The following is a 21,245-nucleotide window of genomic DNA, read 5'->3' on the forward strand; positions in this document are numbered from 1 at the left end:
TCTAAAAGGGAATTATAAGAAACACCAATGAATTGAACTTTTTTACATTACAGCAACCAGATTGGATGAACATTGAAATGTATAAGAAGATGGTGACACTGCTTAGCTTACATTGCTTAATGTTATAACATAAGGAGGTCATACTTATTAAATTAAAAACAATTACACCTGTTTTTTGGGTATCTATATCACTGATACTTGTATTTCTTATTTGGGGAACATTTTTCCCTGAAAATGTCGAAAATGTCTTAGGCGTCATTGATAATTACATTTCTAACACATTTGGCTGGTTTTATATGCTGGTTACAACAGGTTTTATTTTTGTTGCATTGTTTCTTATCTTCGGGCCCTACGGGAAAATTAAACTAGGAAAACCGGATGACAAACCGGAATATAGCTATTTTACTTGGTTTGCCTTTTTATTCACCGCCGGTATGGGAGTTGGTCTCGTATTCTACGGTGTGACAGAACCTGTGTCCCATTATTATTCACCGTCTTCTGCTGAACCAGAAACAATAGCTGCAGCGGAACAGTCGATGCAGTACACTTTATTCCATTGGGGTTTCCATCCATGGGCTACTTATGCAGTACTTGCATTGACACTTGCTTATTTTAAATTCCGCCATCGGGCGCCAGCTCTAATCAGTTCAGCTTTTGCACCGTTGCTAGGAGACCGTGCAAAAGGCGGCTGGGGAGTAGCTATTGATACACTAGCAGTTTTCGCAACGGTATTTGGTATTGCCACTTCCCTTGGGCTTGGGGCAACACAGATTACGGCCGGGTTAAATTTTACATTCGACGTAATTCCTAATAACTTTACCGTTAATCTGATTGTTATTATCATTATCACAGCGTTATTTATGTTATCTGCTACTACAGGCATTAACAGAGGGATTCGCTATCTGAGTTGGGCAAATGTTGTCCTTGCTATTGGGTTGATGATTTTTGTATTTATTCTAGGTTCTTCTACACAAATGGTTGAATCTTTTACAACAACATTGGGGAATTATTTTCAAAACCTCCCAAGTATGACTTTCAGTACGAATGCGTTTGAAGGAAACAGAGAATTCCTAAATGATTGGACACTTTTTTATTGGGCATGGTGGATTGGCTGGTCTCCATTTGTTGGAACATTTATTGCCAGGGTTTCTAGAGGAAGAACGATTCGTGAGTTTGTTATCGGAGTTACTGCTGTACCAGTAATTTTCAGTGCTTTCTGGTTCTCTGTTTTTGGTATAGCAGGACTGGAGATGGATATTTCCCAAGGTGGTATGATTCATCAATTAATGAGTGAAATGGGCGAAGAAGTAGCTTTATTTGCTTTCCTTGAATCCATGCCAATGGCTTCTGTTGTCATCGGTATTGCAGTAATCTTGATTTCATGTTTCTTCATTACTTCTGCTGATTCAGGAACCTTTGTCCTAGGTATGCTTACAACAGGTGGTAAACTAAACCCTAGCATGGGTATAAAAGTTGTTTGGGGACTAATTTTAGCTGCGATTGCTTCTGTATTATTATGGTCTGGCGGTTTGGGCGCCTTAGAAATGGCCATGCTAATTGCAGCATTCCCATTTGCTTTCTTAATGATTCTTATGACGATTGCTCTCTTCAAATCACTGAAAAGTGAACATAAAATTTTAACTTTGGAAGCTAGACAGCGCAGATATGATCCAGAGTTCCGTGAAAATCAGAAGAAAGAAATAAGGAAAATGAGAGAAGGCTTCAAGAAAACACTTCCTGAGGTTGACCAGGAAGAAAACAGACCCGAATCTTAATTCACAAAAAGCTGTACTGAGAAATGAAAGAATGTTAAAGAAAAAGCTCTCCTTAAGGGGAGCTTTTTTATTATATGATTTTTCGACATCAAAACGTGTATATCATTACTTTTCCTTTAAAGTATTACACATTGCTACAAAAGAATGTTACTCTAATATCATTTTTATTACTATTTTATAACATCTCTTAAATACTGGATTTTATTTGTTAAACTACGTATATCCAGCGAAAACAAAAGTGACAGTCAGCGCTTTTATTTTCGGGAAGAGGTGACATAGAATGAAGAATTTTGGTATCATTCTACTTTTATTTACTATGATTCCCATATTAAATAGCTGTCAACACGAAGAGAACATGCAAGTTATTGAATTCGAATTTACAGATTATCACGTTATATATGTTCCTCCAGCTGAAGATAATGATAGTTATATGAATACATTTATTGATTTGAAGGCAAAATATCCAGAAGAAATTTCCAGTCCGGAAAAACGTACCATGGATAATCAGGAGTTGCCGCCAGATTATACTTTGAATAATAACAGTGTCTACTTACTTAAAGATGAAGACGTTATCTACTCGATTGAAAATCACATGTCACGCGGAGATCTTATGGAGACTTTAGAATCCATTGTCAGCGCAAATGATCAAATTATTTATTAAGTCCTGCATGAAGGAGTAAAACCCTTCAGAATAGATTTATTGCATGATAAAAGGGAGTCAGGCACCTCAAAGCAGGCTGCTGATTCCCTTTTTATATTAAGAAAAGCAAAAACACCACCAGATCTTTAAAACACCAGTGTTCTTACCTAAGAGTTGTCCGCTGCAACGGTTTTTCGATGGGGCGGATACTCGCAATGGTTTTCGATGGGACGAGTAATCGGAGCAATATTGTCAGGTTTGTGCTACCGCTGCGGAAAAACACTACGCTAGATAGTTTTATTGTTATTTGTATTGAATTTAAGAAAATTCATTAACCTGACAACATTGGTAATCGCAGTCCCAGTCTCAGGAAGTCGCTTTCTGCGGACAGTGTATTTATGCTTTCTTATTCCTCAAAAAAGGCATGCTCCGGATATATACCCGGAGCATGCCTTTTTTTAATAAAAATTACATTGTGTGGATTGGTGTGCCCAAGCCTACTTCTGCAGCTTCCATCGTAATCTCGCCTAGTGTTGGATGAGCATGGATAGTCAATGCAATATCTTCTGCTGTCATTCCAGCTTCAATTGCCAGTCCGATTTCAGAAATCATGTCACTCGCATTTGGACCAGCGATTTGGCCGCCGATGATAAGACCATCTTCTTTGCGTGTAACCAGTTTCACAAAGCCTTCTGATGTGTTCAACGATAATGCACGTCCATTTGCTGCAAATGGGAATTTCGAAGCTTTTACATCATAGCCCGCGTCTTTCGCAGCTTGTTCAGACAGACCTACTGTTGCTAATTCAGGTTCCGTAAATGCTACTGCCGGAATAGCGTTGTAGTCAATAGCTGCTTTTTCACCGCTGATTGCTTCTGCGGCAATTTTAGCTTCATAAGATGCTTTATGAGCAAGCGCCGGACCAGGAACAATATCGCCGATTGCAAAGATGTTGCTTACAGAAGTTCTTCCTTGATTATCCACTTTAATCAAGCCTCTGTCATCTTTTTCAACGCCAATTTGTTCTAAGCCGAGTTCTTCTGTGTTTGGACGGCGCCCTACTGTAACAAGTACGTAATCAGCTTCAATGACTTCTTCTTTGCCATTTGCTTCATAAGTAACTTTTACACCGTCTTTTGTTTCTTCTGCGCCTTTAGCCATTGCTTCTGTAACAATTTTAGCACCTTTTTTATCAAGCGTTTTTTTAACAACTTGGGTCATTTGTTTTTCAAAGCCGCCAAGAATATCTTTAGCACCTTCTAAGAACGTTACTTCTGTGCCGAAGTTTGCATAAGCTGTACCGAGCTCAGTTCCAACATAACCAGAACCGATAACAACTAATTTTTCAGGAACTTCAGTTAGAGCCAATGCTCCTGTAGAATCCAATACTCTTTCAGAGAATTTGAAAGAAGGGATTTCAATTGGTGAAGAACCAGTACCAAGAATACAGTTGTTAAATTTGTAAGTTTGAGAGTCTTTTTCGCCGGCAACTTTTACCGTATGCTCATCTACGAAGTAAGCTTCCCCTTTTACAATATCCACTTTATTTCCTTTTAAAAGTCCTTGAACACCAGAAGTAAGTTTGTTTACAACAGATGCTTTCCAATCTTGTACTTTAGAGAAGTCAAGACTTACGTTTTCTGTTGTAATACCTAAATCATCAGAGCCTTTTGCATTCTGATATTTGTGTCCTGCTTCAATAAGTGCTTTAGAAGGGATACATCCAACGTTTAAACAAACGCCGCCTAATTCACCTTTGTCAACAATTGTAACCTTTTGTCCCAGCTGTGCTGCACGAATTGCTGCAACATAGCCTCCTGGACCAGCACCAACGACAAGTGTGTCTACTTCTACCGGGAAATCTCCTACTACCATGACTTACGCCTCCATCATAATTAATTGTGGGTCATTCAATAAACGTTTAATTTGGTTCAATGCATTTTGAGCAGTTGCACCATCAACGATACGATGATCAAAGCTTAGGGATACAGCAAGAACTGGAGCCACTACGATTTCACCATCACGAACGACAGGTTTTTCAGCAATACGACCAATTCCGAGAATAGCTGCCTCTGGATAGTTTAATACTGGAGTGAACCACTGACCGCCAGCTGAACCAATATTGGAAATCGTATTGGAAGCACCTTTCATTTCGTCTGGTTTCAGTTTACCATCTCTCGCTTTAACTGCCAATTCATTGATTTCATCAGAAATCTGGAAGATAGATTTTTTATCTGCATCTTTCACAACCGGTACTAAAAGTCCGCGATCTGTATCTGCAGCAATTCCGACATTGTAGTAATGTTTTTCTACAATTTCATCCGTTGCATCATCAATGTAAGAGTTAAGGATTGGGAATTTCTTAGACGCAGATACCAATGCTTTAACGACATATGGCATGTACGTTAACTTGATTTCCTGTTCTGCTGCAACTGCTTTGAATTTCTTACGGTGAGCTACTAATTCTGTAACGTCCACTTCGTCCATTAACGTAACGTGCGGAGCTTTTGATTTAGAGTTAACCATTGATTTAGCAATTGCTTTACGCATTGCTGTCATTTTCTCGCGTGTTTCCGGATACTGTCCTTGTGGAGCAGCTGCTGCTTGTGTATCTTCAGAAGTTGCCGGTTCTGCAGATTCAGAAGAAGTCTCAGGCTGATCTCCGCTTAAGAAGCTTTCTACATCTTCTTTTGTAATACGTCCGTTTTTGCCGGATCCTTGTACATCTTTAATATTCACATCATTTTCACGTGCGAATTTACGAACAGAAGGCATCGCGATAACACGTTTGTCATCTGATTCAGATGCGTTGTCTTCAGACGCTTGATCCGCATTTTCTTCCGCTTTTTGCTCTTTTGATTCAGAAGAAGCATCATCTGATTTAGTATCTTCCTCTTCTTCATCATCGTATCCTTCTGCATCAAATGAAATTAACGTATCACCTACAACTGCAACTTCACCTTCTGCCACATGGATTTTTGTAACTGTTCCGTCTACCTGAGATGGAATCTCAACAACAGATTTATCATTTTGAATTTCACAAAGCACATCATCTTCTTTTACTTCGTCGCCTTCTTTAACGAACCATTTAACAAGCTCGCCTTCGTGAATTCCTTCACCGATATCTGGTAATTTAAAATTAAATGCCATGGATTTGACCTCCTAAATAATTTAGAAATTGATTACTTCGTTTACTCTTTCAACAATGTCTTTATGGTCTGGCAGCCATACTTCCTCTGCATCAGAGAATGCATAAACTGTGTCTGGTGCAGTAACACGAAGAATAGGAGCTTCTAAATGTAAAATTGCTCTTTCTTGCACTTCAGAAATAACTTGTCCAGCAATACCAGCTTGACGCTGTGCTTCTTGGACAAATACGACACGATTTGTTTTCTTAACAGACTCTAAAATGGTTTCATAATCTACTGGAGAAACCGTACGCAAGTCGATTACTTCTGCTGAAATACCATCTTTCTCTAATTCTTCAGCTGCTTTTAATGAAGAATGCACCATTGCGCCATAAGCAAGTAACGTAACGTCAGTACCTTCGCGTTTTACGTCTGCTTTTCCAAGCTCTACAGTATAATCTTCTTCCGGAACTTCGCCGCGGAAAGAACGGTATAACTTCATATGCTCTAAAAATACAACCGGATCATTATCACGAATTGCAGAAATAAGCAGTCCTTTTGCTTCATATGGTGTAGAAGGAATAACTACTTTCATACCCGGCTGTTGTGCAATAAGTCCTTCTAAAGAGTCAGCATGCAGTTCAGGCGTATGAACCCCGCCGCCAAATGGTGCACGAACAGTAATTGGTGCATTATAGTGACCGCCGGAACGATAACGTAAACGAGCCATTTGTCCGTTGATTGAATCCATTACTTCATAAACGAAGCCGAAAAACTGGATTTCTGGAACCGGGCGGAACCCTTCCATTGCTAAACCAATGGCTAAGCCGCCAATTCCTGATTCAGCAAGCGGCGTATCAAATACACGATCTTCGCCAAATTCATCTTGAAGACCTTCCGTAGCACGGAAAACTCCGCCATTTTGTCCAACATCTTCACCAAATACAAGCACGTTTTCGTCATTTTTCAGCTCAACGCGCATTGCATCAGTGATTGCTTGAATCATTGTCATTTGTGCCATGATTTATTTCGACTCCTTTGCTTGATAGATTTCTTTTTGCTCCTGTAAATGAGTTGGAAGCTCTTCATACATATTATCAATTAAATCAGTAACTTTTTGTTTAGGCTGTTGTTCAGCTTGTTTAATTGCTTTTTTAATATCTTCTTTCGCTTCGTCAATTACTTTGTTCTCGTCTTCTTCTGTCCAAAGTTTTTTACCTTCGAGGTATTTACGGAAACGAACAAGCGGATCTTTTTGCTCCCACTCTTTGTCCATATCTTCTGTACGGTAGCGAGTTGGATCATCACCAGACATGGTATGCGGTCCAAAGCGGTAAGTTAATGTTTCGATTAAGGTAGGGCCTTCACCTGCTACTGCACGGTCACGAGCCATTTTAGTTGCTGCATAAACTGCTAAAACGTCCATGCCGTCTACTTGAATTCCTTCAATTCCAGCAGCAACAGCTTTTTGAGCTAATGTTTTTGCATTGGTTTGTTTTTCTACAGGAACAGAAATAGCAAAACGGTTATTTTGCACAACAAAAATAGCAGGAGCTTTAAATGCGCCAGCATTGTTTATTCCTTCGTAGAAATCACCTTGAGAAGTACCGCCGTCACCTGTATAAGTGATTGCTACATTCTTCTTGCCGCGTTTTTTCAAACCAAGCGCTACACCAGCTGTTTGAACATACTGTGCACCGATTATAATTTGCGGGCTTAACGCTCTTACTTCATCCGGATATTGGTTTCCGTGAAAATGTCCTTTAGAGAATAAGAAAGCTTGGTATAATGGAAGTCCCTGCCAAATCAACTGTGGAACATCACGATATCCCGGTAAAATAAAATCATCTTGCTCTAATGCAAATTGACTTCCTAACTGAGAAGCCTCCTGACCGGCAGTCGGCGCATAGAAACCTAAGCGTCCTTGACGGTTAAGTGCAATGGAACGCTGATCAAGTATACGTGTATATACCATGCGTCTCATTAACTCCTTCAATTCATCATCTGATAAATCAGGGAGATCATCTTTGTTTACAACTTTTCCATTTTCATCTAGAACTTGGAACATTTCGAATTGGTTTTCAATATTTTCAAGTACCTGTTTCAAAATGATTCACCTCTTCCTTTCTTATATCAAAATTAAGTATTCTTTTACTATTCTACCCTTAAACAATAAAAATTACATACTAATACCTTTACCCTAATGCAGAAATTTTTAATCTGTATTATTTTATCACTACTGTTCTAAAAGGACGAGCAATAGAAAGTAATACAATTTTTATCTCCTATTATCTTAGCTCATTTTTTATGGATGGTCAATCAGTTTGTTTCTTGTACATTGATATATTATCCAAGGGTTTGCTGCTCCCTGTTCCATCAAGTAAAAACTGTATTACTATGTAAAAAAACTGTATCAATTTTGTATCATTTCAGCATAAAACATCGTGCTGTAATTTTTTCTTTGCAGCATACATACGCTCTATGAGAACATCTGGATTCTTCCTGTCAAAAAAACCTCCTGCTCAGGTTTTTCCTGAGCAGGAGGTGCTTAACGGTAATTATTCTTCTGTATCGGCATCTGATTCGTCTTCATAACTTACATTTAAATCAGATGCTTCATAAAATGTACGTTTTGCTTCATTATAGTCAGCTGTCAATTGATTAAATTCTTCATTCAATGCAATAATTCCTTCATAATTTTCATTTAAAGCTTCTAAATGACTGGTTACCTCATCCTGTTCAAGCTCTTCCTGCTGCAGCATTTCATATAACTCTTTTTCCTGGTCAACGGAAGTTTGATACGTATCATTTAAGTCATAGTATGTTGTATATCGCTCTACCATGATATCATACATGCTTTCTGCTTCCTGCTGAACATTTTCTTCCTCTAAATCAGAGATAAGGGACTCCACTTGTTCAAATTCTTCTTGAGAAGCTTCAATGCTTTCTCTTTCTTCACCAAGCTTTTCCTGCTTTTGTTCAACGATAGAAATGGCTTCCTGTGATAATTCTTGAATTTGATCAAATTGCTCCATATCAAGCTCCACGATCTGACTGAATATTTCCTGCTCCTGTTGTTCCAGTTCTTCAATTTCCTGCTGCTGTGTTTCATATCCTTCTTCTATTTGAATGGCTTCTTCAAGATGATCATGTATTTGTTCTTCAGCAGATTTACTGCTGCATGCAGCAATGAGTAATAAAGAAGAAATAATAATTGCATATAAATAACCTTTTTTTGACACAAAAAAACCTCCAATATGTACGTTTCTTTTTGTTTCTCCTATGTATCCGTTTTTTAAACTATATACGACTAAAATTGTAACATATGATGCGAAGTTCAGGAAAGACTAGAGCAAAACCTTTTACATCCTCCCCTCCTATTTTATAATATGAAATATCATCCATGTTTAAATTTATGTGTTATGATAAGCAACAGACTTGTCTCACATTATTTTCTAATTTAAGCTAACGTGTTCAAAAGGAACAAACGATTTTCAATGTGTCGAGTAATCGCTTCGCCAGGGAAAAGCCAAGTCAATAAAAGAGTTTGCCGCTTGTTATTCAGAGACCTTTTGAACATCCTCTATAACGTAAATAAACAGATATAAAGGAGTCGTAAACATGATAACAATGAAAGATATTGTCAGGGAAGGACATCCTTCTTTAACAAAAAAAGCCGATAAGGTAGATGTTCCGCTGTCTGCGGAAAACAAACAATTATTAGAAGATATGCTTCAATTCTTAAAAAACAGTCAAGATGATGAAATAGCTGAAAAATATAATTTAAGAGCCGGAGTAGGTCTGGCTGCCCCTCAGCTTGGCATTGAAAAACAATTGATTGCACTGCATTTCGAAGACAGCAAAGGAAAAAAATACAGTATGGGACTGGCCAACCCTAAAATCATCAGTCACTCTGTAGAGCAGGCATACTTGCAAAATGGAGAGGGCTGCTTATCTGTTGACCGTGTTATAGAAGGATATGTCCCAAGACACGCTCGTATTACTATAACAGCAACAGATATAAATGATAATCCAGTTAAATTACGTTTAAAAGATTATCCGGCTATTGTTTTTCAACACGAAATCGATCATACAAACGGTATTATGTTTTTTGACCGGATCAACGGGAACAATCCTTTTGCCATTCCGGATAATTCCATTGAAATCAGTTAATTTAGCGCTCCCGGAAAATTCTTTTCAAACTGTATAAAATTGCTGATTTAGACGATGATAAAAATAGTTTAGCAAACACGAACAAAGGAATATTTTTTATTATTTATCGTTTTTTATTTAATTCTTTCCAATTTCGTACTATACTATAGATAAGAGGATTGGACGGTAGAGGGTTAAATTTGCTTTTCTATATTATCGGAAGGAGAAGTGAGTCCTTATGCTGAAACGTCTTAAAGAGAAACTAAAAAAACGTTTGAAGGATTTACTAGGCAAAGAGGGACGCGTACCAACTACTAATAAATAATAAACAGCCAGATAAGAATATCATTCTTAATTAGAAAAGCCATTTTTCAGGTGAGCTGACGGAAACTTACCTTTTATAACGGAATATAACACATCTAAAGAATAACCCTGACTAAATAAAGTTTTTAAATTTTAAAGGAGAGATGAAATGATTTTTAAAGTATTATATCAGGCATCACGTGAAGAAGTGCCTGTAAGAGAACGTACGGAGAGCCTCTATGTAGAAGCTGAATCCGTAAGAGAAGCAAGAACAAAAATTAGTGACCGCAATATTAACATTGAGTACATTCAAGTATTAGATGAGGCACATCTCGAATACGAAAAAAGTACTGGCAATTTTGAAGTGGAGAACGTATAAGAATGAAGTTTGTAAAAAATGATCAGACTGCTGTATTTGCCCTGGGCGGACTTGGGGAAATCGGCAAAAATACGTATGCAGTTCAATTTCAGGATGAGATTATCCTTATCGATTCAGGAATTAAATTCCCTGAGGATGACCTTCTTGGTATTGATTATGTAATTCCGGATTACACCTATCTTGTTCAAAATCAAGATAAAATCAAAGGTCTTTTTGTTACACATGGTCACGAAGATCATATTGGTGGAATCCCATTCTTATTAAAACAAATTAATGTGCCAATTTATGCTGGAAAATTAGCGCTTGGGTTAATCCGTAATAAATTAGAAGAACATGGTTTATTACGCAGTACCAAGCTAATTCCTATTCAAGAAGATGATGTGATTAAATTCCGTAAAACTTCCGTTAGCTTTTTCCGTGTTACACACAGTATTCCAGATGCTTTTGGGATTGTTGTCAAAACACCGCCTGGAAATATCGTTCATACCGGCGATTTCAAATTTGATTTCACGCCAGTCGGTGAACCGGCAAACCTTGCAAAAATGGCTCAAATTGGCGAAGAAGGGGTACTATGCCTCCTATCCGATAGTACAAATAGTGAAGTACCTGGTTTTACAATGTCAGAAAGTGTCGTTGGCGAAAGCATCCAGGATATATTCAGCCGTGTTGATGGCAGACTGATTTTTGCTACGTTTGCGTCTAATATTTATCGCCTCCAGCAAGTAGTTGAAGCGTCCGTGAGGCATAACCGTAAAGTTGCTGTCTTTGGAAGAAGTATGGAATCTGCAATAAACATCGGACAGGAGCTGGGATACATTCAGGCACCTAAGGATACGTTTATTGAGGGGAACCAAATCAATCGTCTTCCGGCAAATGAAGTGACGATCCTCTGTACTGGTTCACAAGGCGAAACCATGGCAGCACTTTCCCGTATTGCTAATGGAACACACCGGCAAATTCAGCTTATTCCTGGAGATACCGTTGTATTTTCATCATCACCAATCCCGGGAAACACTGTCAGCGTAAGCAGAACAATCAATAAATTATACCGTGCAGGAGCAGACGTTATTCATGGAAAACTGAATAATATTCATACTTCTGGTCACGGAAGTCAAGAAGAACAAAAACTTATGCTTCGATTGATTAGACCGAAATTCTTTATGCCGATTCATGGAGAGTATCGTATGTTGATCGAACATATGAAATTGGCTGAAGCCTGCGGGGTCCAAGAAAATCATTCCTTCATCATGGACAATGGGGATGTACTGGCCCTTGGAAAAGAACAAGCTGCAATTGCAGGTAAAATCCCGTCCGGCTCTATCTATGTAGATGGTAGCGGAATTGGCGATATCGGGAATATTGTTCTTAGAGACCGCAGAATTCTCTCTGAAGAAGGCTTAGTTATTGTTGTTGTAAGTATCAACATGAAAGAATTTAAAATTGAATCAGGTCCAGATATTATTTCTCGCGGTTTTGTCTATATGCGTGAATCAGAAGACCTTATCAACGATGCACAAAAACTTGTCGCTAAGCATTTAGAAAAAGTAATGGAACGTCGTACAACACAATGGTCTGAAATTAAAAATGAAATTACAGATACGATTGCTCCATTCTTATATGAAAAAACGAAACGTCGTCCAATGGTTTTACCAATCATTATGGAAATATAAAGAACAGAAGCTCCATTCTCCTGAAAAGTTATTTTTGGAGAATGGAGCTTTTCTTTAAAATGGACGGCATTGCTGTCCAGAAAGAGGTACTTGTTTATGAAGGATAAATATTATGATAAGCTGTTGCATATTCATACCACCGAGGATAAGAAAACAATCTATCCTGAGTCACATCATTACAATCCTTATGAGCCGACTCCATACAGCGCTTTGGAAAAATTAACAAAAAATTATACGCTTGATAAACAAGGCACTGTCATTGATTTTGGATGCGGAAAAGGACGTTTAGCCTTTTACCTTGATTTTTTTCAGCAGATATCAGTGACTGGCATAGAAATGGACATGCATTTTTTTAACAATGCCCAGCATAACTTACAAACATATACACAATCAATAAATGCCGAGAACAAACAGACCGATATTCAATTTATTTGCTGCTTAGCAGAGGAATATAAGATTCGTGCAAAAGATAATCATTTTTATTTTTTCAATCCTTTTTCTGTACAAATTTTTAAGCGTATAACCTCTAATATTTTGAAATCAGTTGAAGAGGCCCCGAGGGTGGTAGATATTATTCTCTATTATCCTCATGATACATATATTCAATTCCTTGAATATGACAGCCCTTTTGAATTATTGCAGGAAATAAAACTAAAAGCATACTGGCTGAATCCAGACGAGCGTCTTCTTATCTACCGCTTTGGCAATGAGCGGCTTTAGCTGACAATTGGAAAAGACCCTTTCACGATGATATTCAACGTGAAGGGTCTTTTAAAGAGGGCGCATTTATAGTTAATCAAAAATAAATGCTTTTTCAAACCGGTTAATATCCTGATCTGCCCCAATCACAATAAGTATATCTCCTTCATGGAGAGGCTGATCTGCTTCTGGGGATACATCAATTTCTGATCCTCTTTTTATCGCAACAATATTGCATCCGAACTTTGCCCGGACATCCAGTGTAATTAAATTTTTACCAATCATTTTCTTGCCTGCGATAACCTCTACGATACTGTGCTCGTTGGATAGCTCCAGATACTCTAAAATATTATTGGATATAAAGCTATGTGCCAGCCGCTTGCCCATATCCCTTTCCGGATGGACGACATGATGAATGCCAATCCGATTCAGGATTTTTTCATGATAGTCATTCTGTGCCTTCACCGTGATTCTTCTTATTTCTAAATCAGTCAAGATAACTGCGGCCAGAATACTTGCCTGGATATTTTCTCCGATAGCTACGATAACATGATCAAAATTGGTAATCCCTATCTCTTTCAGGGCATCTTCATCTGTCGCATCAAGCCCGACAGCATGATAAGCAATATTTTTATATTCATTGACCTTCGTCTCATCCGAATCAATTGCGAGAACGTGCATTCCTTTATCGCTTAGTTCTTTACAAATGCTTCCGCCAAATCTGCCAAGACCAATTACTGCAAAATCTTTTTTCATAACAAGGAACCTCCAGTCTTTCATTCCTATATATTAACATAATGTAAAATATTATTCAGCGGGGATTTTTACTTTCTGTTGCACTGCGATAAAAGAAAAAAAGAACAGCCAAAATTTCAGCTGCTCCTTTCGTTTTATTTTATATAGCATCCAGCATCGTGAACTGTGATTTAACAAGTTCATAATATTTCCCGTGCAGCTGCATTAATTCCTGATGATTTCCATATTCTAAAACCTCTCCCTGCTCCAGAACATAGATGCAGTCTGCTTCTCGAATCGTAGACAGACGATGGGCAATTATAATCGACGTTCTTCCTTTTAATAAACGTTTCAACGCCTTTTGAATCTTCACTTCCGATTCGGTATCAATACTTGCTGTAGCTTCATCCAGAATTATGATGCTCGGATTTGCCAAAAGCGCCCTTGCGAAGGATAATAATTGTCTTTCACCGGCTGATAGAATATTCCCCCGCTCTTCCACTTCTGTCTCGTAACCATTGGCTAACCGGCTGATAAAACTGTCTGCTCCGACAACCTTTGCCGCTTCCTTTACTTCTTCATCCTTCGCGTCCGGTCTGCCGAAGCGGATATTTTCCATAATTGTTCCAGAAAAGATAAACGTATCTTGAAGAACAACACTAATACGCTGTCTTAAGCTGTCTAACGTCACATCCTGCAGATCATGTCCGTCCACTTTTACTGCTCCTGATGTAGGGTCGTAGAAACGGCTGATCAGGTTAGCAATGGTAGACTTCCCGCTTCCCGTATGGCCAACCAAGGCAATCGTCTGCCCGGCCTCCATCTTCAAAGAAATCTTTTTTAACGCTAGCCGGTCTGCATTATAAGCAAATTCAACGTCATCAAATTCAATTTGACCATCCATCTTTTCAAATTGATATGCGCCTTCTTTTTCTTCCACATTAGGCTGTTCATCCAAAAATTCAAAAATACGCTCGGAGGAGGCCATTGCCATCAGCAGCTGATTATACATCTGCCCCAGCCTGGAAATCGGCTCCCAAAACATTCCTAAGAAGAATGCAAAGGAAATAAACGTCCCTAATTCAATCGTTCCGTTCAAAATTAAGTAAGAGCCAAAAGCGATTAATATAATGGTTCCGGCTGCGTCACAGATATCTACAAGCGGACGAAAAAAAGCACTTTTCTTCGCTGCATCACGGGAGCTGTTAAAGAATCCTGAGTTTACACCATCAAAGAATTCCGCATTCTCTTTTTCTTGAGAGAAGGATTGGGTAATACGCATTCCCTGCAGTCCTTCATTTAAATGTGAATTCATTTTCGATTGCTGCAGGCGGACCAGCTGCCATGCTCTTCTAATTTTCCTTCTTAACGCAGTTGATATAATAAACATCAGAGGAATGACGATTACCACCGCCAGCGCCAGAGGCGGGCTCATTATAAACAGGATAATAATAATTCCGCTCAACATTAAAATATCCATTAACAGGTTAATAATTCCATTGGTAAACAGTTCCTGCAAAGAATTAATATCATTTAAAATCCGGACAAGGATAGATCCTGCCGAGCGGTTATCGAAAAACCGATGTGACAGTCTCTGTACATGGGAAAATAGCTTTTGCCTTAAATCATAGATCACATTCTGCCCCAGAATATTTACCCATTTGATCCGGAATCGATTGGCGATAAAACTGATAATATAAAGAATAGCAATCCCTGCAACAAGATAAACTAACAGATTTCCATCATTCTGGGCAATCGCCACATCCACAGCTACCTTTCCGATCAGAATCGGTATAGATAATCGGACAGCTGTAGCAATCATCATCGCAATAATCGCACCGGGCAAATATGTTTTGGAGTAAGGCTTTAAGAACTGAAGCAATCTCCACATCTGTTCCCAGTTAAACGGCTTTTCAATTGTCTGGTCTATTGTATAGTGAAATCGCTCCAGTTGATTACTTTGCTTTTTTGTTTCTTTTGCTTTAGCCAATATATGCCGCCTCCCTTAATTGACCACACTCATAATCTCTTCGCGGTCTTGATATTGGATATTATAAATACGCTCATAAGGACCTTTATTTTTCAACAAGAAGTCATGGGTGCCCCGTTCAACGATTTCCCCGTCTTCCAGCACTAAAATTTCATCCGCATGCTTTAAAGAGGAAATACGGTGCGCAATAATAAAGGATGTTCTGTTCTTCATCACTTCCCGCAATGCCTTCTGAATCTTATGCTCCGTCTGCATATCAACAGCAGACGTTGCATCATCTAATACAAGAATACTCGGATCGATACAAATGGCTCTGGCTATAGCTATCCGCTGTTTCTGTCCCCCGGACAGCCCCATTCCTCTTTCTCCCAGAAGCGTGTCATATCCTTTTGGAAGCTCCATGATAAAATCATGCGCTTGCGCCATTTTTGCCGCTGCAACAATATCTTCTTCCTGGATTCCTGGTGTACCATAAGAAATATTTTCTTTAATGGTTGTGGAAAACAGGAACGGCTCCTGCAGAACAAAACCGATCTGGCTGCGGAGACTTTTCAGCTTATAGTCTGAAACAGGACGTCCGTCGATTAAAACTTCCCCCTCCTCCGGTTCATAAAACCGCGTAAGCAGCTGGGTAATACTTGTTTTTCCTGCCCCCGTTGCGCCGATCAATCCAATCGTTTTGCCCGGCGGAGCATCGAAGCTGACATGTTTTAATGCTTCATCATCTTCTTCGATATATGTTAATATGACATCCTTAAAGGTGACATGACCCTGAATATCAGCATCCATCGCATCAGCCTTTTCTTCAATATCTTCAGGCGCTTCAAGAATCTCCAGCAGCCGCTCTCCAGATGCTTTTGCCTGTGAAAATTGATTAATAATAAATCCTAAGTTCATAAGCGGCCCCATGATAAACCAGACTAAACTGAAAAAAGCCATTAATTGTCCGGTCGTCATGGATCCATTTATGACAAAAAAACCGCCGAACGCTAATAAAACAACGGCACTGACATTTCCGATAAATTCCATCACCGGGAAATACTTTGCCCATAAACCTGATGTAAACAAATATTTTTGGCGGTAATTATCATTACTTTCAGAAAATCTGCCAATCTCAAAGTCTTCTCTTGATAATGATTTAACCGTATTCATCCCGCTTATATTTTCTTGCACTCTTGTATTTAACTTTCCAAAGGAGCGTCTGATACTTCGAAAGGCCGGATGAACCTGCTTATCAAATTTATAAACAACAAATGCCAGAAACGGCATCGCCGCCATTGTTATAAGTGCTAGAGGAATAGAATAATAAAACATAACTGAAATACTTATCAGCATCAACGACACAACGCGAATCAATTCTGCAAAACCTACAGAAAGAAAGAAACGAAATCCTTCGACATCTGCAGTCAGCCGGGACATAATATCCCCTGTTTTGGCATTATCATAATATTTAAACGCCAGCGCCTGCAGCTTATCGTATAATGATTCACGCAGCTTATACACAGAGGTCATTCCAAATAAATCACCCAGGTACTGAAAGAAAAAAGTAGATATACCCTTTACCATCATTAACCCTAAGAATACACCACAGATATAAGGAATCAGTCCATATCTCTGTTCAGCAACTACTTCATCGATTGTAATTTGCAGGATAATCGGATAAACAACCGTAATACTGGTAACGATAAGCATACAGATAATCGACCAAATAAAATACTTTTTATAAGGCCAATAGAAATGCTTCAGTTTTTTAAAGGTATTCAAAATTAATTCCCCCTTTCCACTAATCCGTAATAACTAATATAACGGTTTCCGAAATAAATTTCTACTGTTTTGTGAAATTTTTTTGAAAATTTTTGATAAATTTTTTAGGACAGCTTTTGTTGCGTGATTTCTATCCATGAAATATTTTGAAACTATCCACATCCTTCTCCTTTTGCGCACAAAAAAACTCCATCCCGGAAAGAATAGAGTCTATATATTTTATTTATTTTGTATTGATTAATCGTCTCAAACGCTGTTCTACCAAACTTGTAGAAGTTTTTCCAATTTGTTTGAACCGCAGCTTTTCCTGTTTATCAAATAAGTATAAGGCAGGTACATAACGGAACTGAAATATATCATCCAATTGTCCGGTTACATCATCTAAATATACAGCATCAATATGCAGCTGATTTAGTTTATTTTTTATTTCAGGCAGGCTGATTTGTTCGCCCTCTAAATATGTATGAATCAATATGGTAATCACTTTTTGGGATTTGATTGGAGGAATAGAAGCCAGCTTTTGCAAGAAATAACCGCAGGATGAGCAGCTAACAGACCAAAAGATAACAAGAATCGGTTTTCCGCTAGAAAATAACAGGGATTGATTACTTCCGGGCAATGGTTTGAATTTAGATAAATCAGGGAGGTTATCATAAATTTGCATGAGGTCACTCCTTCCTATTTTCTCTTTAACTGATATATGATGAAGGAGGAAGATGTATGCATTTGATTTTAGAAGAATAGAGCATATAAAAAAGATTTTCTCCCATCACAAGAGAAAATCTTTTTTATTAAACCATAATATGCCTGTCACCCACTAACCCATGGAGCGGATATAGGTTTCTACAGCTTCCGCGCCTACAGAAAGCGCAGCTTCATCCGGGTTTAGCTTCGCATGATGCAGTCCATATGGAGAATTTACCCCAAGCCAGAACATAAATCCTGGAATCTCTTTTAGCATATCTCCAAAATCCTCTCCAGTCATTGCCGCAGAAGCCTCGACATAGGTAATGTCTGTGTTTTCCAGAGACGTTTTAAAGAGCTCCACATATTTTTCTTCATTTACTACTTGGTAATAATTCGCTCCATAATCGACATCTATCTGGCAATCATAGGCTATTTCAAATCCTTTGATCAGCTTCTCCAGCTCTTCCTTCACCAATATGATGGAGGAAGCTTCTGTCGTTCGAATGGTTCCTTCCAAACGGGCTGTCTCCGCTATGGCATTCTGAACAAATCCGCTCTCCATTTTTCCAATCGTAACGACGGAACCATCTAACGGATTTAACCTTCTCGAGACAATTTGCTGAGCCTGCACAACAAAATTACTCGCTGCAACGGTCATATCCTTCGCTAAATGCGGATAGGCAGCATGGCCGCCAAGTCCTTTAAAATCCAGGAACAGCTCACTCGTATTAGCAAATAAAAGTCCAGGTTTAGAGGATACCTGACCAACTGGCAGCTCTGGAGCAATATGCAGTGCGAAAATTGTATCTGGTTTCCAGGCGAGAAATTCTTCTGATGCAATCATCGGCTTTGCACCGCCCGGACCTTCTTCAGCCGGCTGAAAAATAAATAGCACATCATCCTTTACAGGCTGTTCAATCAGCCTGTTGAGTGCTGCCAAAGCAATGGTCATATGGAAATCATGTCCGCACGCATGCATTTGTCCCTTATGCGTTGAAGCAAAGTCGAAGCCTGTATCTTCCAAAATGGGGAGCCCGTCGATATCAGACCGAAAACCAATCCGCTTTGTTGGATTGGTTCCAGATACATGTACCAAAATACCGGTCCGCCATGTTTTCACTTCAACACGATCTGTCGCCATTTCTTGAATTTTTGCGAGCAGGTACTTCTGCGTCTTTTCCTCTCTGAAACCTAATTCAGGAATCTGATGCAGTTCCCTGCGGATCGTTTGCAAATCAATTGCTGTCATAAAGTTTTCATCTGCCTTAATTATCTAATTTACGAAGCTCTTGTTTGATTTCTGTTTTCGATTTTGTCTGCTCATCAATTTCTTTTAAAACACGTGCAGGTGTGCCGCCGACTAATGTGTTCGGTTCTACATCCTTGGTAACAATAGAACCTGCTGCAACAATAGAGCCTTTTCCAATCGTAATCCCTTCAAGGACAACAACATTTGCGCCAATTACCACATCATCTTCTACGATAACTGGTTTAGCAGAAGGCGGCTCAATTACGCCGGCAAGGACAGTGCCTGCGCCGATATGACAGTTCTTTCCTACAGTAGCTCTTCCGCCAAGAACTGCATTCATATCAATCATCGTTCCTTCACCGATAACAGCACCAATATTAATTGATGCGCCCATCATGATTACAACACCATCGCCGATTTCTACCTGGTCACGAATAATCGCACCCGGCTCGATACGTGCATTGATATTTTTTAAATCCAGCATTGGGATAGCAGAATTACGGCGATCATTTTCAATAACATAATCTTCGATAACAGCTTCATTATCTTTTAAGAATTGCTCTACTGCTTTCCATTCTCCAAATAATGTACCGCTTTTCGCATCAACAAATGCCTTTATTTCGTTTTGTTCAGGAAGCTTGTCCAAGTCTCCCTTCACGTATACTTTTACAGGGGTACTTTTCTTACTATTAGAAATAAATTGTATAATTTCATTTGCATCCATAATCAACTACTCCTCCATTTTCTATAATCTTCTTCTTACTTTAGCAGACGCTACCTTCATCGGCAACTAATATTACTGTAAGAAAAACCAAGAGCATCACATGTTCTTTAAAATATCGGTGTTCTTGCTAAGGAGATGTCCGCTTCGGCGGTTTTGACGGGAGGAGTAAGCGCAATGGTCTCCGATGGGACGAGTAAGCGCAGCAACGGTTTTAATAGACCGAGTAATCGCAGGTCTCAATGTTGTCAGGTTAATCGACCGCTACGGAAAGCGTAGTGAATTTCTGGGGCTAAGATTGCTCGCCCCCCATGCAACCCGTTGGAGCAGCTATATTCAGCATTTTTTATATACTTTCCTAACGTGTAAAAAAATCCCCATGAAGCAGAATAAACTATCGCTCTTCCACGTCATGGAGACATTGTTATTATTTTTTATATGCGTTCATATAAATATCTTTTTTTACTTGCTTCAATATAGCTCTCCTTGTTAAAATACCATCAAAATAACCATCTTTGTCTACTATACATACAAATGGATGGTCAATGGAAGCATTCAGCCCGTCTAGTAAACTGTTTTCTCTGGTTAAGGTCGGTACATTTGCAGCCATGGCGTCCATTACCCGGATTTCTGATAAGCGTTCCATTTCAAAGCTTTCAATTCCGAGTACCTCATTCAGGATAACGGTTTTTCCGATAATCCCGGCAAATTTATAGGTTGCATCAAGTACAGGCACTGCTGCATAGCCGGATTTCATTAATACCAGCAAGGCATGTTCTAAAGGATTATTGAGCTGGACATGCGCTACCTTTTCAGCAGGTATAAGGACTTCACTGATTTTCATATCTGACAATTGTTTATCTTGCGTTGTACTCACCTTATTTACCCCCTTCTTCATATAAAGACGATTGAAATTCAAAGATGCTTTTAACTTATTAGAAATGCTATGAAAGTAACCCGGTACATACGTCTCCTTCCAAAACGTTTCTGCGATACCTGCTCTATCTTCATCATAAAAGTTCACGGGTGTTATCTATAAGGATAATAGCCCATAAACCGCCACCTTAAAGTATATTACTTAATTATTCGTTATACACACACTCTTAGTTTAACATACTTCTGCGGTTCTCTCCCAGTGATTGTATCAGCAGATTCCTCATTTGGAAGAATATTGCTCCTAAAAAAAGTGCCTTTACGTATTTCTGCAGAAGAATTATATCCGAATAAAACGCGGTAAATCAGGCCTTTAAAAGCAGAAAGAATGGTTTTGCTGTATTTTAAATAAGAAAGTATAAAACTTTACCTATTTGCCAAATGAAAAAAAGCTTCTATCCGTGCTATAATTTCCATATT

General features: G+C 38.8%; 18 protein-coding genes. 6 read left to right on the forward strand and 12 right to left on the reverse strand.

Going from position 1 to position 21,245, the window contains the following annotated elements; all coding sequences use genetic code 11:
* Positions 1-146: 146 nt before the first annotated feature.
* Entirely contained in the window at positions 147-1,775 is a 1,629-nt protein-coding gene (locus MKX55_RS15565; RefSeq protein WP_339185278.1) for a BCCT family transporter, read from the forward strand.
* Between the two features lie 280 nt (positions 1,776-2,055).
* Positions 2,056-2,436: a hypothetical protein gene (locus tag MKX55_RS15570; RefSeq protein WP_339178462.1), complete on the forward strand. Its 381-nt coding sequence runs from the start codon at positions 2,056-2,058 to the stop codon at positions 2,434-2,436.
* Positions 2,437-2,883: 447 nt separating this feature from the next.
* Here the strand turns inward: MKX55_RS15570 and lpdA are convergent, their stop codons facing one another.
* The 5 genes from lpdA to MKX55_RS15595 form a co-directional block, all read right to left on the reverse strand.
* Positions 2,884-4,290 carry a dihydrolipoyl dehydrogenase gene (gene lpdA / locus MKX55_RS15575; protein ID WP_339233424.1) on the reverse strand — a complete coding sequence of 469 codons (1,407 nt, stop codon included), beginning with the start codon at positions 4,288-4,290 and terminating at the stop codon, positions 2,884-2,886.
* A 3-nt stretch (positions 4,291-4,293) separates the two neighbouring features.
* Complete coding sequence (locus MKX55_RS15580; RefSeq protein WP_339178464.1) at positions 4,294-5,565, reverse strand: dihydrolipoamide acetyltransferase family protein; 1,272 nt, start codon at positions 5,563-5,565, stop codon at positions 4,294-4,296.
* Between the two features lie 21 nt (positions 5,566-5,586).
* Positions 5,587-6,564: an alpha-ketoacid dehydrogenase subunit beta gene (locus tag MKX55_RS15585; protein WP_339233425.1), complete on the reverse strand. Its 978-nt coding sequence runs from the start codon at positions 6,562-6,564 to the stop codon at positions 5,587-5,589.
* A 3-nt stretch (positions 6,565-6,567) separates the two neighbouring features.
* Positions 6,568-7,650, reverse strand: a complete 1,083-nt coding sequence (pdhA, locus tag MKX55_RS15590; RefSeq protein WP_042535273.1) for a pyruvate dehydrogenase (acetyl-transferring) E1 component subunit alpha — start codon at positions 7,648-7,650, stop codon at positions 6,568-6,570.
* A gap of 451 nt (positions 7,651-8,101) precedes the next feature.
* Positions 8,102-8,785 (reverse strand): YkyA family protein, encoded by a 684-nt coding sequence (locus tag MKX55_RS15595; protein ID WP_339233426.1) that lies wholly within the window; start codon positions 8,783-8,785, stop codon positions 8,102-8,104.
* A gap of 379 nt (positions 8,786-9,164) precedes the next feature.
* Here MKX55_RS15595 and def point away from each other — a divergent pair, with 379 nt between their 5' ends.
* From def to MKX55_RS15615, 4 genes are all read left to right on the forward strand, one after another.
* Positions 9,165-9,716, forward strand: coding sequence for a peptide deformylase (gene def / locus MKX55_RS15600; RefSeq protein ID WP_339233427.1), 552 nt, complete (start codon positions 9,165-9,167; stop codon positions 9,714-9,716).
* A gap of 451 nt (positions 9,717-10,167) precedes the next feature.
* Positions 10,168-10,377: a DNA-directed RNA polymerase subunit epsilon gene (locus tag MKX55_RS15605; protein ID WP_339178473.1), complete on the forward strand. Its 210-nt coding sequence runs from the start codon at positions 10,168-10,170 to the stop codon at positions 10,375-10,377.
* A 2-nt stretch (positions 10,378-10,379) separates the two neighbouring features.
* A complete protein-coding gene (gene rnjA, locus MKX55_RS15610; RefSeq protein WP_339178475.1) occupies positions 10,380-12,047 on the forward strand; it encodes a ribonuclease J1 in 1,668 nt (555 codons plus the stop codon).
* A gap of 96 nt (positions 12,048-12,143) precedes the next feature.
* Entirely contained in the window at positions 12,144-12,767 is a 624-nt protein-coding gene (locus MKX55_RS15615) for a methyltransferase (RefSeq protein ID WP_339178477.1), read from the forward strand.
* A gap of 72 nt (positions 12,768-12,839) precedes the next feature.
* Here the strand turns inward: MKX55_RS15615 and MKX55_RS15620 are convergent, their stop codons facing one another.
* The 7 genes from MKX55_RS15620 to cbpB all read right to left on the reverse strand — a co-directional run bounded on the left by MKX55_RS15620 (position 12,840) and on the right by cbpB (position 20,769).
* Positions 12,840-13,502 carry a TrkA family potassium uptake protein gene (locus MKX55_RS15620; RefSeq protein WP_339233428.1) on the reverse strand — a complete coding sequence of 221 codons (663 nt, stop codon included), beginning with the start codon at positions 13,500-13,502 and terminating at the stop codon, positions 12,840-12,842.
* 139 nt (positions 13,503-13,641) lie between these two features.
* Positions 13,642-15,372: an ABC transporter ATP-binding protein gene (locus MKX55_RS15625; protein WP_339238545.1), complete on the reverse strand. Its 1,731-nt coding sequence runs from the start codon at positions 15,370-15,372 to the stop codon at positions 13,642-13,644.
* A gap of 114 nt (positions 15,373-15,486) precedes the next feature.
* The gene (locus MKX55_RS15630; protein ID WP_339233430.1) at positions 15,487-17,235 is read right to left on the reverse strand and encodes an ABC transporter ATP-binding protein; all 1,749 of its coding nucleotides are present in this window, start codon (positions 17,233-17,235) and stop codon (positions 15,487-15,489) included.
* 223 nt (positions 17,236-17,458) lie between these two features.
* The gene (locus MKX55_RS15635) at positions 17,459-17,899 is read right to left on the reverse strand and encodes a TlpA family protein disulfide reductase (RefSeq protein WP_339178485.1); all 441 of its coding nucleotides are present in this window, start codon (positions 17,897-17,899) and stop codon (positions 17,459-17,461) included.
* 153 nt (positions 17,900-18,052) lie between these two features.
* The gene (locus MKX55_RS15640; protein WP_339233431.1) at positions 18,053-19,171 is read right to left on the reverse strand and encodes an N-acetyldiaminopimelate deacetylase; all 1,119 of its coding nucleotides are present in this window, start codon (positions 19,169-19,171) and stop codon (positions 18,053-18,055) included.
* Between the two features lie 16 nt (positions 19,172-19,187).
* Positions 19,188-19,895: a 2,3,4,5-tetrahydropyridine-2,6-dicarboxylate N-acetyltransferase gene (dapD, locus tag MKX55_RS15645; protein WP_175297074.1), complete on the reverse strand. Its 708-nt coding sequence runs from the start codon at positions 19,893-19,895 to the stop codon at positions 19,188-19,190.
* Positions 19,896-20,319: 424 nt separating this feature from the next.
* Positions 20,320-20,769, reverse strand: coding sequence for a cyclic-di-AMP-binding protein CbpB (gene cbpB, locus MKX55_RS15650; protein ID WP_042535293.1), 450 nt, complete (start codon positions 20,767-20,769; stop codon positions 20,320-20,322).
* Between the last annotated feature and the right edge of the window lie 476 nt (positions 20,770-21,245).

The sequence above is a fragment of the Oceanobacillus sp. FSL W7-1281 genome (assembly GCF_037969835.1).
Classification (GTDB): Bacteria; Bacillota; Bacilli; order Bacillales; family Amphibacillaceae; genus Oceanobacillus; species Oceanobacillus oncorhynchi.

Coding starts and splice junctions, on each gene's coding strand:
- MKX55_RS15620 (WP_339233428.1), bottom strand. CDS start 13,502: ATGAAAAAAGATTTTGCAGTAATTGGTCTTGGCAGATTTGGCGGAAGC.
- dapD (WP_175297074.1), bottom strand. CDS start 19,895: ATGGATGCAAATGAAATTATACAATTTATTTCTAATAGTAAGAAAAGT.
- MKX55_RS15570 (WP_339178462.1), top strand. CDS start 2,056: ATGAAGAATTTTGGTATCATTCTACTTTTATTTACTATGATTCCCATA.
- MKX55_RS15640 (WP_339233431.1), bottom strand. CDS start 19,171: ATGACAGCAATTGATTTGCAAACGATCCGCAGGGAACTGCATCAGATT.
- MKX55_RS15605 (WP_339178473.1), top strand. CDS start 10,168: ATGATTTTTAAAGTATTATATCAGGCATCACGTGAAGAAGTGCCTGTA.
- lpdA (WP_339233424.1), bottom strand. CDS start 4,290: ATGGTAGTAGGAGATTTCCCGGTAGAAGTAGACACACTTGTCGTTGGT.
- MKX55_RS15615 (WP_339178477.1), top strand. CDS start 12,144: ATGAAGGATAAATATTATGATAAGCTGTTGCATATTCATACCACCGAG.
- MKX55_RS15625 (WP_339238545.1), bottom strand. CDS start 15,372: ATGTGGAGATTGCTTCAGTTCTTAAAGCCTTACTCCAAAACATATTTG.
- MKX55_RS15585 (WP_339233425.1), bottom strand. CDS start 6,564: ATGGCACAAATGACAATGATTCAAGCAATCACTGATGCAATGCGCGTT.
- rnjA (WP_339178475.1), top strand. CDS start 10,380: ATGAAGTTTGTAAAAAATGATCAGACTGCTGTATTTGCCCTGGGCGGA.
- def (WP_339233427.1), top strand. CDS start 9,165: ATGATAACAATGAAAGATATTGTCAGGGAAGGACATCCTTCTTTAACA.
- MKX55_RS15580 (WP_339178464.1), bottom strand. CDS start 5,565: ATGGCATTTAATTTTAAATTACCAGATATCGGTGAAGGAATTCACGAA.
- MKX55_RS15635 (WP_339178485.1), bottom strand. CDS start 17,899: ATGCAAATTTATGATAACCTCCCTGATTTATCTAAATTCAAACCATTG.